This is a genomic window from Niastella koreensis GR20-10 (genome assembly GCF_000246855.1).
GTDB lineage: Bacteria > Bacteroidota > Bacteroidia > Chitinophagales > Chitinophagaceae > Niastella > Niastella koreensis.
The window spans coordinates 7208107-7222964 of record NC_016609.1 but is presented as its reverse complement, the minus strand read 5'-3'; the positions used below and the strand labels follow the sequence as shown (position 1 = coordinate 7222964).

The window sequence follows — 14858 nt, the reverse complement described above, 5'->3', positions numbered from 1 at the left end:
AAATATGGTTAACGGTAAACAATTGGCAATGGACAAAAGGCAATAGACAAAAACCCAAAAATTCGGAAGGTTGCAAAAAGAAGGAGATTCCGTAATTCGGAGGCCCTCGCCAATTGCTTATTGTCAATTGTCAATTGGTTATTGTCTTTCATAACAGCCTAAGTCAGGTTTGCCAATGGGTCTTGGTTTTCCATCGAGATCGTTGGTAATGCCCAGGTCGGCGCCAATATTAAGAGCAGGTGATCTATCGCTCAACCGGAAATTGTAATATTTTAACTGGGTATTAATGCTATCGAACTCGGGGGACCGGTTGGCCGTGATGTTGACAGCATTAACATTGGCTGGCTGGTTCTTCACCTTCCATAAACAGTTCTGAAAGCTGACATTGAAAACAGATGTTCCCTGTTTATCAGTTACTACTTCGTCTTCGGTAGTGCCGTTTTCGCCCCAGAAGATGCAATTCTTAAAACTGGCTGTACAGTTTGACGTGGTTATAGTGTTGCCGTCTTTGTAATAATTGGTTACTGCCAGTACGGGATCTTTATGCAGGAGGTAGGTATTGGACCAGGTAGCGGCTGTTACATGTGAAAAATCATAAGTGCCGCCATACCCTAAAAAGATGTTTTTTCCGCAATTGCTCACCAGGCAGTTTTGGGCTTTGATATTTGTTTGGGCGCCCAGGATGCCGGCATCATAGCAATTATCAACCACGCATTCGCTAAGGAATACTTTGGGGTTGGCATTTACTGATGGCTTTTCGGCTACTATACCCTGATAGGCATTAATGATATTGGCATATTGCAGGGTATTGTCTTTACTGGTTTCGCGGAAATAAATGCCGGGCCAGCCGCCGGGGAAATCGCGATACGGATCATCGAGCCGGTCGCCTCTGAATACCACCCGGGTGCTGTCGTATTTTTCACCGGTAACTTTCAGCGTGCCATCAACCACAAAGGGGGCATCGGCGTGCAGATAGATGCGGCATCCTTTTTCGATGGTAAGGGTTGAGTTTTTATCGACGAGTAAACCACCTAGGATAACATAGGGAACTGTGTTGGTCCAGGAAACACTGCCGGTAATAACTTTTGCGCGCATAAAACTGGCATTTTGTCCCCAGCCATCCAATTGGATCCAGCGACGATTGCCGTTATAATCTATGGAGATGCTGTCCTGCACTACAAAGGGCAGGTTGGCAGCGGTAGGATCGATCTTCACAGTTACGAAAACATAAATGCTGTCGTTGGCGTCCATTTCAATATCATTCACTTCGGGGCCTTGTGTACCGTCAACATTGATCCTGAAGTAAGATGTATTGCCCCCTTTAAGGGCCACTTTACTCAAACGCAGCTTTTGGTTATTGTTATTGTAAATACGAAAGTACCTGATTGTAGAGCCTGTGGTAGTGAATAAGGTATCAAAATGTAGGCTGTCGGTGCTGGTACTCAGCGATGCCGTGCTGCTGGTTATGAATGATTCCTTTTTACAGGAGATCAGGATGCCGGTAAGCAGTAAAGCAACAAGTATATATTTCATGTTCTGTAAAAATACACGTTTTCAGATACAGTTAAAACGCCGCTGCGTTTGTGTTTATTTTACTGTGAAGGCCATTGTCATAATGCTTAAGCGGGTATTGGGGGCGGTTAACAGTTCCTGGCCACAGGCCTCCAGGGTGGCGCCGGTGGTTATTACATCATCAACCAATAATATATGTTTGCCATTAATGGCATCTGGTTGCTGTAATTCGAATTTGCCCTGCATATTCAGCCAGCGGTTGATGCGGTTCTTGTTTGTTTGTGTTTCGCTGGAAGTGCGGCGGTGAATTATCTGTTCCAATACGGGAAGTGATAAAACGCCCGCTATGCCTCTGCAAAGAAGCGACGCCTGGTTATAACCCCGTTTTCGTTGCCGGGCCGCAAATAGTGGTAATGGCACCAGGGCATCGATATCATGAAAGCGATGGGTTTGTAACAAGGCTTCGCCCATTTTGCGGCCCAGGAATAATCCCAGCTCTTTGTTGCCTTTGTACTTTAACTCATGCACTATGTGTTGTAACAACGAGTCTTTTGAGAAGTACAGGTAACTGGCGGCAGCGGTGACAGGCATGCGGCCCCAGAATATTTTTTCTACCGGGTTGTTGGCATGCAGTTGAAACCCCGTTACCGGCAACCGGTTTATGCAATGCATACATAATGCCTGTTGCCGGCTCATGATATCACTGCCGCAGCCGGCACAGTGATGGGGGAGGAAGAGATGTATTAAAGAATGAAATTCGTTTTTTAACATAGCAGTTGTTTAACTGCTACTTCATCAGGCCTTATTGAAACAAATACTGATAAACTTCTTCAACCCGGCCCATGGATATTACTTCAATGTTACCGGATTGTTTCCCGATTGATTTTTGTCCGTACCGCGAAACGATGATTTTTTCAAAACCGAGTTTTTCGGCTTCTGCTATACGTTGTTCTACGCGATGAACGGCTCGTACTTCCCCGCTCAATCCCACTTCGCCGGCAAAACAAACATGCTGCGGTAATGGGACATCCTCGTAGGAGCTCAGGAGAGCGCATAAAACGGCGAGATCGATCGAGGGGTCTTCTACCTTCAAACCGCCGGCAATGTTCAAAAAAACATCTTTAACGCCGAAATGAAAGCCTCCTCTCTTTTCCAGTACCGCCAGCAGTAATTGTAAGCGCCGCAGATCGAAACCTGATACCGTACGTTGTGGTGTTCCGTACACAGATTGGGTAACCAATGCCTGTACTTCAATCAACAATGGACGCATGCCTTCAATAGTTGCGGCAATGGCAATACCACTCAGGCGGTCTTCTTTTGGCGTCATTAATATTTCGCTTGGATTATTAACGACGCGCATTCCTCCGCCGGTCATTTCATAAATACCCAACTCAGATGTGCTGCCAAACCGGTTCTTGATGGTTCGTAGAATTCGATAGGCGTAATGACGGTCGCCTTCAAACTGCAGTACGGTATCAACCATATGCTCCAGGATCTTGGGACCGGCAATGCTTCCATCTTTGGTGATGTGGCCAATAAGGAATACCGGTGTATTGGTTTCCTTGGCAAAGCGTTGAAACTCGGCAGCCGACTCCCTGATCTGGGATATGCTTCCCGGTGACGAGTCGATGTATGGCGATTGAATAGTTTGAATGGAGTCAACAATGACCAGGTGAGGTTTTAATTTCTTGATCTCCTGGAAAATTGTTTGCGTTACTGTTTCTGTAAGCAGGTAAAAGTTATCGTTTTTGATATTCAGGCGGTCGGCCCGCATCTTTATTTGTTGTTCGCTTTCTTCGCCGCTGATATATAACACAGTTTTATTCTGTAGCTGTAAACCATTTTGTAAAAACAGCGTCGATTTACCTATACCTGGTTCACCAGCGATCAATACTATACTCCCCGGCACTATGCCGCCACCTAATACGCGGTTAAGTTCTGCATCGGATGTAGTAATGCGAACCTGTTCGCTGCTGGTGATGCTGCTTAATGGAATGGTGCGGGTTGATTTTGTTTCTTCGTGATAATCATCCCAGCCATTTTCTTTTTTAACAGAGGGTTTTGAAATTACTTCTTCAACAAATGTATTCCAGGTTCCGCATGATGGACATTTACCTAACCATTTTGCACTTTCATATCCACAATTAGAACAAAAGAATGCTGTTTTAACTTTAGCCATACGATAAAGTTAATGAATGAAGAGAAGATGAGATGATGAATGAAGATTTAAAACAGCGTGGAGGGTGGTATGATAGTTATGATAAATGAAGGATTAAAGCATTTCATTTCTGATGATGAGATAACCGAAAAACAGTAGTAAAAACGAGGGGGTAAAAGAGGGGCTTTTTCTTAAAAGTAAAAAGGCCAACATTACTGTTGACCCCTTACTTACTAACCCATTAAATTCTTGCACTAAATTACAAATAAGCGCCACATAACAAAATTATTTTTTGGGGTTGTGAATAAATTTAAAAACCCTATAAACGATTGCCCGTTTTTGTTAATTAGTGCCATAAGGCATTGATAATCAAATTTTAATACAATTTTAAGAAATCGGTCAAACCCCTTGTGATAAAATGTCAGCCTACCGCGATTATACGCTAACATAATGACAAAAAGTACCCCTATTTCTGACGAAAAATGGCGTAAAAAATACTCAAATTAATTGGTAACTGATTTGATAGATTATTGTTATTAATTAAATAAAGAGTAAGAAAAATGACACCACAAATTTGGTTGATTTCGATCCTGTTTTTAGTGATCAGTATGTTGGTGTCGGGGGTGCTGAAAGGCAAATTTGCGAAGTACAGCAAGGTGCCCCTGACGGCCGGTTTAACGGGTAGGGAAGTGGCAATGAAAATGTTACGCGATAATGGTATATATGACGTTCAGGTAAGATCTTCTGATGGCTTTTTAAGCGACCACTACGATCCGGCCTCTAAAACAGTGAACCTCAGCCCAGACGTATATAATGGTATATCAGTGGCTTCTGCGGCTGTGGCGGCCCACGAATGCGGCCACGCGGTACAGCATGCCAATGCTTACCAATGGCTAACGCTCAGGAGCAAGCTGGTGCCGGTGGTAATGTTCAGTTCGGGTATTGTGCAGTGGATCCTGTTACTGGGCGTATTTATGATCCATGTGTTCCCCGGCTTATTACTGGCAGGCATTATCCTGTTTGGCCTAACTACTTTATTCTCAGTGATTACATTGCCGGTTGAGCTGGATGCCAGCAGAAGGGCTTTAGCCTGGTTAAATCGCAGCAATATTACCGATGCCAGGGAGTACCCACAGGCAAAAGACGCGCTTAAATGGGCTGCCCTGACGTATGTGGTGGCTGCTTTGGCTTCTATAGCTACGCTGGTAAAATATATAATGATTTTCCTGGGCGGCAGAAGCAGGGATTAATACAATTGACAATTAGCAAATAGGCAAGGGATCCCCCAATTTCGGGATCCCTTGCCTATTGGGAGCTGTTCAAATTTAAAATTTTGCCTATTGTCAATTGAGGACGGGGCCTTTTTCTTTAATGCAAGAACATTAATTGATTATGTATGCAAAAGGGGAAGTGAGGAGGCAAAAAAATGAAAAACGGGAGGCGATCTGGGTAATTTGACGATTTTGGTTACACACTTATCGGCAATAACTGCACACTTATTGGCAAAACTGCACACTTACCAATTTATCCTTTGCTGTTAGTTTTTTACTGATAATTTTGGCATGTCTGATTCACTTTTTTCCCTACGCCTTTCTGGTTTTATATTTCGATCGGGTATTCTTACCCGATCTGTTTTTTTTATATACCTACCTGAAAAACAACAGGCAATGACCAATATGCAATAGGCAAACAGCCATAAATACAAAATTCCCGGGATCCGGGAATTTTGCTAATTGTTTATTGCCAATTGGCTGTAGCCTTCAGGCTACAATTTGATTTCGTCGTCGTGTTTGTCGAAGAAGTGGAATTCGGTGAGGTGATAATTGGTGTTTTCCCTGATCTTAACCTTTTGGCCGTATTTCCATCTCCATTTCCATTGTTTTGACTTAAACAGGCTGCCTTTGGTAAGGTAGGCATGCATAATGGGATGAACAACCAGGGTAAGGTCCTTATGCTGGTGGGTAATGAGGTAACTGAGGTTCTTTTCAATTTCGTCCTCCAACAGCAGGGTAGAAGAGATTTTACCTGTTCCGGCACAACTGGGACAAACTTCCTGGGTATTGATGTTTACCTCAGGTTTCATCCGTTGCCGGGTAATTTGCATGAGCCCGAATTTTGAAATGGGCAGCACAGCGTGCTTGGCCCGGTCGGGACGCATACATTCTTCCATAGCCTCCAGTAACTTACGTTTATTATCGGGCAGCTTCATGTCAATAAAGTCAACCACGATAATACCACCCAGGTCGCGCAGGCGCAACTGGCGGCTGATTTCGGCAGCAGCTTCGAGGTTGGTTTCCAGGGCATTTTGTTCCTGGTTATTGCCAACGCTTTTATAACCGCTGTTTACATCAATTACGTGCAGGGCCTCTGTATGTTCAATAATCAGGTAGGCGCCACTTGGCAGGTTTACGGTTTTACCAAAGGCGGCTTTCACCTGTTTGGTAATACCATACTGGTCAAAAATGGGCAGTCCATTATTATAAAACGAGACTATCTCTGCTTTTTCCGGGGCAATGCGTTGAATGTAGTTGCGGGTATCGTTATAAATATTGCGGTCATTTACAACAACCCGGTTAAAGTCTTCATTCAACAGATCGCGTAAGATACTGGTGGTTTTTGTTTGCTCACTTAATATCTTGGCGGGGGCTACTGCACCTTTTAAATTTCCCTGAATGGTTTGCCAGGTTTCCACCAGTTCGGCAAGGTCTTCATGGAGTTCGGCAGTATTCTTTCCTTCGGCAGCGGTACGAACTATTACCCCAAAGTTTTTGGGTTTAATAGCTTCCACTATCTTCTGTAACCGTTTTCTTTCCTCGGCAGAATGGATCTTCCGGGAAACGGCTACTATATCATTAAAAGGAGTGATTACTACAAAACGTCCGGGAAGGGAAATTTCACAGCTAAGGCGGGGGCCTTTGGCTGCAATGGGTTCTTTCAATATCTGGACCAGAATATTCGGCTTACCGCTTAATACTTCGTTGATCTTGCCGGTTTTAATAATTTCCGGTTCAACCTGGAAGGTGGCGAAATTAAAACCCTGAGGATTATTATCATTAATAGCCTGTTGGGTGAATTTCAACAATGATCGGGCGTATGGGCTGAGGTCTGTATAGTGAAGGAAGGCATCCTTTTCAAAACCTACATCGACAAAAGCGGCGTTAAGTCCGGGGATGAGTTTCTTTACTTTTCCTAGATATAGGTCTCCCACCGCGAAGCTTGCATCAGCTTTTTCATGATGCAATTCCACGAGTTTCTTGTCCTCTAATAGGGCGATTTCAACACCCTGAGGCGCTGCATTTATAATTAGTTCCTTATTCAAGCGTACTGTCTTTATACCGTCTAAACCATCTCATCACTACAAGGAAAGGTGCTGAAGAGGAATCAGTTGTCAGGTATCAGTACAACATAGTAAGTAACCTAAAGAGCCTGTAATAAATGACAACATAACTAGATTCAGCGAAAGAAGGAAAAGGCCTCGCCGAATGGACGCGACCTTTTACAAAGAAGATAAAACTAGCGGTTCTTCTTCTTATGCCGATTTTTTCTTAATCTTTTTTTACGCTTGTGCGTGGCTATTTTATGACGCTTTCTTTTTTTACCACAAGGCATATTACACCAATGAGTTTAAAATTAAATAATACTGTTTCTAATGTCTTTACCGGAAAGGTTTAATTATTTATTACCAAGTAATTTAATACGTTCGTCGATTTCATTAACAACATCGGCATTGTGAATGTGCTTCTTTCCTTCTTTGTACCATTTCACCGCACTTGCCTTGTCGTTTTGCTTTTCGTAGGCTTCAGCCAGCATCAGCATCGCTTCCACATTCTCCGGCTGGTGTTGCACTACTTTAAGAAGGCGTTCACTCGCTTTATCAAACTGTCCCGAGATCATTCCGCCTAAACCGAGCATAAATTGCGCATACATATTTTCCGGATCCCGTTCGGCCACTTCTCTGATCTTCATAATCCCCTCCATGGGTGAGTCGCTGATGCCTCCGAGCAAGTAACAGCTGCCGAGGCCGATTTTCAACGAATCATTATCCGGTGCAATTTGTAATGCTTTCTCAAATAACTCTTTAGCTTCAATTCCCATCCACCGCTGTAACTCCGGGTTATCCTGGCGGCGAATGCCCTCTAAAAAGAATTGGGCAGCAAAGGTGAGACTTTTTTGAGAATTTTCCAATTTAGCAGCTTCTGCAGTATAATAACCGTAGGGAAGTAGCAAATGCGCCGTGTCTTTCCAGAAGTTAGCCAGCTGTTTGTACACTTTCTCCTGCTGTTCCTTCACGTCACCGCGTACAACAGCCGTTTCCAATTGAGCAACCTGTGCCTGCTGGGCAGGGGTCAGTTGCTTCTTGGAAGCTTCCAGAATCGTATTAAAACTTATTTCTCTTGGACCGGCGGCTGCTGCAACAGTGCCAGGGTTTTTTTTAGGGGGAATGGTTTTACCAAAAAAGTAGATCAGACACAGGAGTACGACTCCACTGCCTACCAGGACCAGTTGTTGCTTTTTCAAGAATCAATTCATTTAAGCAACAAATTTACATCTCATCATCCGGGTTTGGCTGATCTTCTTTTACTGATTGCAGTTTTTTAACTTCTGCAACGAATTCTTTAGCTGGTTTGAAAGCAGGAATATAATGTTCGGGAATATGTACCGCAATATTCTTTTTGATATTACGGCCAATTTTTGCGGCTCTCTTCTTGGTAATGAAGCTGCCGAATCCACGAATGTAGATGTTCTCGCCCTGGGACAAGGTGTCTTTTACTTCCTTGAACATGGTCTCCAGCGTAACCAGCACATCAACCTTCGGTATACCTGTTTTTTCCGATATTTGGTTAACGAGGTCTGCCTTTCTCATGTCGCATGAATTTTTACGGGTTTACAAATTTTATTTTTTGAGAAAAAATTTTCATAGGAAATGTCAAAGGCAATCTACACTAAATCAATTCTTTAATGAAATTAACGGTAAATTTTCACATTTGCAAGAAAACTATAAACAATTGAAAATGAATTTTAAACAATTACTGTGCCTAGTTTTCAATCAAAGTTATTCATTTTCATGAAGTTATAAAAAATATACCAGCAAAACAAGTATTAGCAATTTTTTTCAGTTTTGATAAAAGCCGCTTCTATACTGCCATTCAGGGCCTAAAAATGACCTGTTGGTAGACCAGATTCGGGAAAAACGAGCAATAATTACATGAAACCTGATTTTACGCGTAGGTTATTACAATGGAATAAGAACAGTAACAACAGAGCCATGCCATGGAAAGGTGAGAAAGACCCATATAAAATATGGCTGAGCGAAATTATACTGCAACAAACAAGAGTTGAACAAGGCTGGAGTTATTATGAAAAATTCATTGCTGCATTTCCAACAGTAATGCATCTGGCAAAAGCAAATGATGAAAAAGTTTTTAAGATGTGGGAAGGGCTCGGTTATTATAGCCGTTGTAAAAATCTGATTGCTTCAGCCCGTAAAATAGCCAGTGACTATAAGGGAAAGTTCCCCGATACATACGATGAAATAAAAGCCCTGCCTGGTATTGGTCCGTACACGGCGGCGGCCGTTTCCTCATTTGCGTTCAATGCACCACATGCAGTAGTCGATGGCAATGTGCAGCGCGTACTGGCCCGTTACTTTGGAATTGCCACACCTATCGATACAACCGCAGGCAAAAAGGAATTTCAGACCCTTGCTCAGTCGTTATTACAATTGGATGAACCTGGCACCTACAACCAGGCCATTATGGACTTTGGCGCGGTGATATGCAAACCACAAAACCCATTGTGCAGCGATTGTGTGCAGAACAAAGCCTGTGAAGCGTTTAAGCAACAAACAGTAACGCAGCTGCCGGTTAAGCAAAAGGCAATTATCCGCAGGGAACGGTGGTTCTATTACTTTATCATTGAGTACAAAGGCAAGTGGTATATAAAGCAAAGAACGGCTAAGGACATATGGGAAAATTTATTTGAGTTTGTTTTGTTTGAATCGCCCAAGGCAGCTGATGATATTACTCCCAGGCTGCCATTTTTGAAGAAGCTGGTAAATGGTACGCCATTCCAAATAGAAAGCATCAGCCGTATATACCGTCAGCAACTGACCCATCAAACTATTCATGGCCGGTTCATAAAGATCAGGGTACAGGAAGCATTACCCACTTTGAGTAATTATTCACTAATAGATAAGAAGCAACTCGTCAATTATGCCTTTCCCCGGGTTATAACCACGTTTTTGGGAGAGCCTGCTTCCCCGGCCCAGTTGTTTTAACGCCGTTAGGAATCTTTATTATCGTTCATATGTGCCTACAGGCACTATTATATACCGGTGTTAATACATGGGAAAAACTATACTATTTGTGAAAGTCACTACAGATGGGTATCCGGGTCATAATCAGGCTAAAAAAATCTATTTTTTTCTATTAAAAAATTTAACTTTAAAAAGGAATAATAAGGCGCAGACGATTATTAACATCAAACTTACCATCTATGAGAGGAGTAAACAGGGTAATGCTAATTGGTAATTTAGGAAAGGACCCGGATACACAGCACCTTGAGGGACATATTGCCGTAGCAAAATTTCCTTTGGCGACCACCGAAACATTTAAAGACAGATCGGGCAAGCTCATTTCTCAAACAGAATGGCATACCGTGGTACTTTGGAGAGGACTGGCAGAACTGGCGCAAAAGTACCTGCACAAGGGCAGCCTGGTATACATAGAGGGCAGACTCCGCACTCGTAGCTGGGAAGATAAGGAAGGCAACAAAAAATTTGCAACCGAAGTCGTAGGCGACAACCTGATCATGCTGGATAAAAGGGCCGATGCCACGCATGGCTCACATGGCACTACCACGCCTCATAGCGACAATGTAGAGGGATTTAACAGTGCCGATATACCACCCATAGGTGATACCCCATCCCAGGATTTGCCATTCTAACCCAACCCATTATTTTTGCGGTTCAAAAATAAAATCAGCAGGGGGCCGATTAAAGAAGTATAAAATTGCTTTTAATCGCCCCCTTTCTGATTAACTTTGTTAATTAAGGATTTAACGACTGGGATGCAATTCGATTTGATGAGATCAATTTTATTCATGAAAACCCCAAGTTTTGGATAAGCCTTTGTTGATTTTTGGATTTGAGTATGTGTTCAAGCTGCTGTGGATGGTGACCAACGTACAGGCTACCACTCTGCTGGCCGCCGCAGTGCTGGTGTTATTACTGCTATCTTTTTTTATATCCGGTGCTGAAATGGCGTTCTTTTCCCTTACGTACCGGGATATTAATATGCTCAAGACAAAGCAGGATACCGGCTGGAAAAGAATTGCCTCCCTGTTGGAAGAGCCCAGGGCCCTGCAGGCTTCCCTGATGATCTCTAATACCCTGGTGAACATTGCCATTATCATCCTGCTCAACTTTTTTATTGACCAGGTGCTGATAATAAAACCCGGCAATTTGTCCATGTGGGTAGCATATGGGATAAAACTGGTTATTATTTCTTCCCTGATTATACTTTTTGGCGAGATACTGCCCAAAGTACGGGCCTCGCAAAATAACCTTCGCTCCGCCTACGAAGCTTCCTTTCTGGTAGAAGTGATCTTTTACATGTTCAAACGGATCTCTACGTGGCTGCTCAGGATCTCTGGCGGGCTGGAATCGCTGTTAGGCGGCAAAGCTTCACGGGCCTATACCCACCAGCAACTGGAACAGGCAATTAAAAGCACCATACACGAAGAAGAAGAGCAACGTATACTGGCCGGTATTTATAAATTCCCCAACATTACGGTAAAGCAGATCATGCGCACCCGGCTGGATGTAAACGGGATTGAATACGAAGCCAGTTTTCAGGCGTTGAAAAGAAAGGTGGAAGAACTGCATTATTCCCGCCTGCCAGTGTACCGCAAAAGCCTTGACGATATTGTTGGTATTGTTCACACCAAGGACCTGTTACCGTATTTGAACGAAGCTGATAATTTTGACTGGCATGTTGTTGTTCGGCCGCCATTCTTTGTACACGAACAAAAGCACATTGAAGACCTCCTGAAAGAATTTCAAACCAGGCATGTGCACTTTGCCGTGGTGGTAGATGAGTTTGGGGGTACCAGTGGTATTGTTACCCTGGAAGACATACTGGAAGAGATCATTGGCGACATCAGGGACGAGTTTGATGAAGAAGAAACCGGCATCAAGAAAATAGACGAACACACATATATTTTTGAAGGCCGCACCATGATACACGATGCCTGCAAAATGATGAACCTGGCTGAGGATACGTTTGACCAGGTAAAAGGCGACAGCGATTCCATGGCCGGCCTGATGTTAGAACTGGTGGGAGAAATCCCAAAAGTAAATGACACCGCTACCGTGGGCGATTTTGATTTTGTGGCCCTGGAAGTAGACCGCAACCGCATTCGCAAGATAAAAGTAACCATCAATATTAAACAGGATAAACAAGTTAGCTAGACCATAAATGAAAACAGCGCTGTTAAAGTACGTTCCCTTTATCGTTTTACTGATCTCGGTAGTCGCCTGCAATAGTCCATACACTCCCAAACGGAAAGGATATTTCAAGATTGATTTTCCCAAACATGAATACAAGGTGTTTGAGCAGCCGGGGTACCCTTACACCTTTGAATACCCTGTATATGCTAACGTTTTAAAAGATACCAGCTTTTTTGAAGATAAACCTGAGAACCCTTACTGGATCAATATCGACTTTCCCCGGTTTCATGGAAAAATTTATATCAGTTATAAAGAGATAGGCAACACCGACCTGAACAAGCTGGTGAACGACGCCTACAATATGACCTATAAACACAGCAGCCGCGCCACAGAGATCGTTGACTCGGCCATGCATACGCCCAACGGGGTAGGTGGGGTGTTCTTTTCAGTAGGTGGTAATGCTGCAACTGCCAAACAATTCTTTGTAACCGACTCTACAAAGCATTTTTTACGCGGCGCCCTGTATTTTGACGCCAGCCCCAATGAGGATTCCCTGGGCGTGGTTAACAACTTTTTACAGGACGATATGAAACACCTTATCAATACCTTCAGGTGGAAATAACAGGCCCGGGCCTGTAAATGCCAGATTCCGGTAAAACTTTACCAGCGCCTGCAGCCAGTTTATGTTTAATTTTACGTTTTAAAACCTTTTTAAGTGATAGTAGTAGACAAAGTGTTGATCAGCGATGAAATTGCAGAAGCGCAATTTGTGTGCGACCTTAACAAATGTAAAGGCGGTTGTTGTGAAGAAGGAGATGCCGGCGCCCCGCTTGAGGACGAGGAGCTGGATTTGATGATCAGCCTGTACGAAAAAATAAAACCCTATCTCACCCCGGCTTCTATAGCCGAGATAGAGCGTAAAGGCAAATACGTTTATCATAGAGAATTTGGCTGGGTAACACCCACCCTGGGTGGTGATAACGAGATCTGCGTGTATGGAACCCGCGACGAGAAAGGCATTATTAAATGTGCCTTTGAACAGGCTTATAACGATGGGGTTATAAACTGGAAAAAGCCCATTAGCTGTCATTTCTTCCCAATAATTCAAAAAACAGGCAAAAAGGGCGATTACGACCGCATGAACTATGAGCCCCGGCCTACCTTGTGCAGCCCGGCCTGCTCCCTGGGCAAGAAATTAAAAGTGCCGGTTTACAAATTCCTGAAAGAACCCATTGTTCGCAAATACGGCGAAGACTTTTATAATGCCCTGGAAAAAGCCGCCACAGAGTTTAAATCTGACAAAAGCAAATAACACTTAAAAGAACTGAGAATGAGCGAACATTCATCCTCTTTCATGGCGAAAAGCACCATTAAGGCTGCTGATCTGGAACACAGAAGGAAAATAAATTTCAATATAGGTAAGTATAATGCCACTGTACCGCTTGGCAAAACGCAGTTTACAGATGTTCACCTGGCGCGCGAAAGGGCCAAAAATGTAAAATGGCGGGCAATTGAGAACCTCGATAAAAACCTGGAGCAGTTTGAAGCGCTGTTGACCAAACGCGGTGGAAAGGTGATCTGGGCCGAAGATGCGAAGCAGGCTGTGGAGGAAGTACTGAAAATTTGCAAGGCGAAGAATTGCAAAACCGTAGTGAAGAGCAAAAGTATGGTGACGGAAGAAATTCACCTGAACGATCACCTGGAAGAACATGGTATTGAAAGCGTTGAAACTGACCTGGGTGAATATATTCAACAGCTGGATGGCGAACCTCCTTATCATATTGTTACCCCGGCCATGCACAAAAGCCGGGAAGACATTGCCAAATTATTTGCAGAGAAATTGCATGTAGCGCCAAATTTATCTGCCCAACAACTAACCCTGGTGGCCCGTGATGTATTGAGGGAAAAGTATGTGCAGGCTGAGGTAGGTATTACCGGCGCCAACTTTATTCTGGCAGATATTGGTGGGGTGGCTATAAGCGAAAATGAGGGGAATGCCCGTTTAAGTAACGCCTTCCCCAAAACACATATCGTTATTACCGGTATTGAAAAGGTGATCCCTTCCATGAATGACCTGGCGCTTTTTTGGCCATTGCTGGCAACCTATGGTACGGGCCAGCAGATCACTTCTTATAATACCATTGTTTCGGGACCAAGGCAGGCGGGAGAACCCGATGGTCCCGATGAAATGTATGTAATATTGCTCGATAATGGCCGCACGAACATCCTGGCCAATGAGCGCACCCGCGAAAGCCTGTATTGCATACGTTGTGGCGCCTGTTTGAACGCTTGTCCGGTTTATAAGAACATTGGAGGCCATGCGTACGAAACCACTTACAGCGGCCCTATTGGCGCGGTAATTACCCCACAATTGAAAGGGCTGGAGGAGTGGAAACACTTAAGCTATGCCTCGTCCCTGTGTGGTAACTGTACTGAGGTATGTGCGGTAAAGATCAACCTGCACGAGATATTGCTGGAGAACCGTCACGATGCAGTGGTAGAAGGCGACTATAGCTGGGGCGAAAAGGTAGCCTGGAAAGTATGGAAACAAGCCACCCTGCACCGGAACATGTATAATATGGGTAACCAGAAGTTGAAGAACTGGATGGTGAATAAGGTGTTCAAGGGCTGGACCACCCACCGTGCTGACCTGAACTTTGCGGGTAAGACATTTAATGAAATGTGGAAAGAGAAGAAAGGTAAGTAGGTATACTTACTCAAAAAGATATCTAAAAAAGT

13 protein-coding genes are annotated in these 14858 nt (G+C 43.7%); 7 read left to right on the top strand and 6 right to left on the bottom strand.

The genetic code is table 11. The features are described 5' to 3' along the window. Positions 1-138: 138 nt before the first annotated feature. The 3 genes from NIAKO_RS28550 to radA are packed head-to-tail and all read right to left on the bottom strand — an operon-like array spanning position 139 to position 3691. A complete protein-coding gene (locus tag NIAKO_RS28550) occupies positions 139-1533 on the bottom strand; it encodes a hypothetical protein (protein ID WP_014221941.1) in 1395 nt (464 codons plus the stop codon). Between the two features lie 54 nt (positions 1534-1587). Next, complete coding sequence (locus NIAKO_RS28545) at positions 1588-2283, bottom strand: ComF family protein (RefSeq protein ID WP_014221940.1); 696 nt, start codon at positions 2281-2283, stop codon at positions 1588-1590. Positions 2284-2314: 31 nt separating this feature from the next. Beyond that, positions 2315-3691 carry a DNA repair protein RadA gene (gene radA / locus NIAKO_RS28540; RefSeq protein WP_014221939.1) on the bottom strand — a complete coding sequence of 459 codons (1377 nt, stop codon included), beginning with the start codon at positions 3689-3691 and terminating at the stop codon, positions 2315-2317. Positions 3692-4230: 539 nt separating this feature from the next. On the opposite strand from radA, the gene NIAKO_RS28535 reads away from it, so the two are divergent. Continuing rightward, positions 4231-4920 carry a zinc metallopeptidase gene (locus NIAKO_RS28535; protein ID WP_014221938.1) on the top strand — a complete coding sequence of 230 codons (690 nt, stop codon included), beginning with the start codon at positions 4231-4233 and terminating at the stop codon, positions 4918-4920. A gap of 515 nt (positions 4921-5435) precedes the next feature. Here the strand turns inward: NIAKO_RS28535 and NIAKO_RS28530 are convergent. The 3 genes from NIAKO_RS28530 to NIAKO_RS28520 form a co-directional block, all read right to left on the bottom strand. Next, positions 5436-6989 carry an Rne/Rng family ribonuclease gene (locus tag NIAKO_RS28530; protein ID WP_014221937.1) on the bottom strand — a complete coding sequence of 518 codons (1554 nt, stop codon included), beginning with the start codon at positions 6987-6989 and terminating at the stop codon, positions 5436-5438. 353 nt (positions 6990-7342) lie between these two features. After that, positions 7343-8188, bottom strand: coding sequence for a tetratricopeptide repeat protein (locus NIAKO_RS28525; RefSeq protein WP_014221935.1), 846 nt, complete (start codon positions 8186-8188; stop codon positions 7343-7345). Positions 8189-8213: 25 nt separating this feature from the next. Further along, a complete protein-coding gene (locus tag NIAKO_RS28520) occupies positions 8214-8534 on the bottom strand; it encodes an HU family DNA-binding protein (protein ID WP_014221934.1) in 321 nt (106 codons plus the stop codon). Between the two features lie 342 nt (positions 8535-8876). Here NIAKO_RS28520 and mutY point away from each other — a divergent pair, with 342 nt between their 5' ends. The 6 genes from mutY to NIAKO_RS28490 all read left to right on the top strand — a co-directional run bounded on the left by mutY (position 8877) and on the right by NIAKO_RS28490 (position 14826). Then, positions 8877-9947, top strand: a complete 1071-nt coding sequence (gene mutY / locus NIAKO_RS28515) for an A/G-specific adenine glycosylase (protein ID WP_014221933.1) — start codon at positions 8877-8879, stop codon at positions 9945-9947. A gap of 218 nt (positions 9948-10165) precedes the next feature. Continuing rightward, positions 10166-10615 (top strand): single-stranded DNA-binding protein, encoded by a 450-nt coding sequence (locus NIAKO_RS28510; protein WP_014221931.1) that lies wholly within the window; start codon positions 10166-10168, stop codon positions 10613-10615. A gap of 172 nt (positions 10616-10787) precedes the next feature. Next, positions 10788-12140, top strand: coding sequence for a gliding motility-associated protein GldE (gldE, locus tag NIAKO_RS28505; protein ID WP_014221930.1), 1353 nt, complete (start codon positions 10788-10790; stop codon positions 12138-12140). A gap of 7 nt (positions 12141-12147) precedes the next feature. Continuing rightward, a complete protein-coding gene (gldD, locus tag NIAKO_RS28500; RefSeq protein ID WP_014221929.1) occupies positions 12148-12741 on the top strand; it encodes a gliding motility lipoprotein GldD in 594 nt (197 codons plus the stop codon). Between the two features lie 93 nt (positions 12742-12834). Continuing rightward, a complete protein-coding gene (locus NIAKO_RS28495) occupies positions 12835-13431 on the top strand; it encodes a DUF3109 family protein (protein ID WP_014221928.1) in 597 nt (198 codons plus the stop codon). 18 nt (positions 13432-13449) lie between these two features. Beyond that, positions 13450-14826, top strand: coding sequence for a LutB/LldF family L-lactate oxidation iron-sulfur protein (locus NIAKO_RS28490; RefSeq protein ID WP_014221927.1), 1377 nt, complete (start codon positions 13450-13452; stop codon positions 14824-14826). Positions 14827-14858 lie beyond the last annotated feature (32 nt).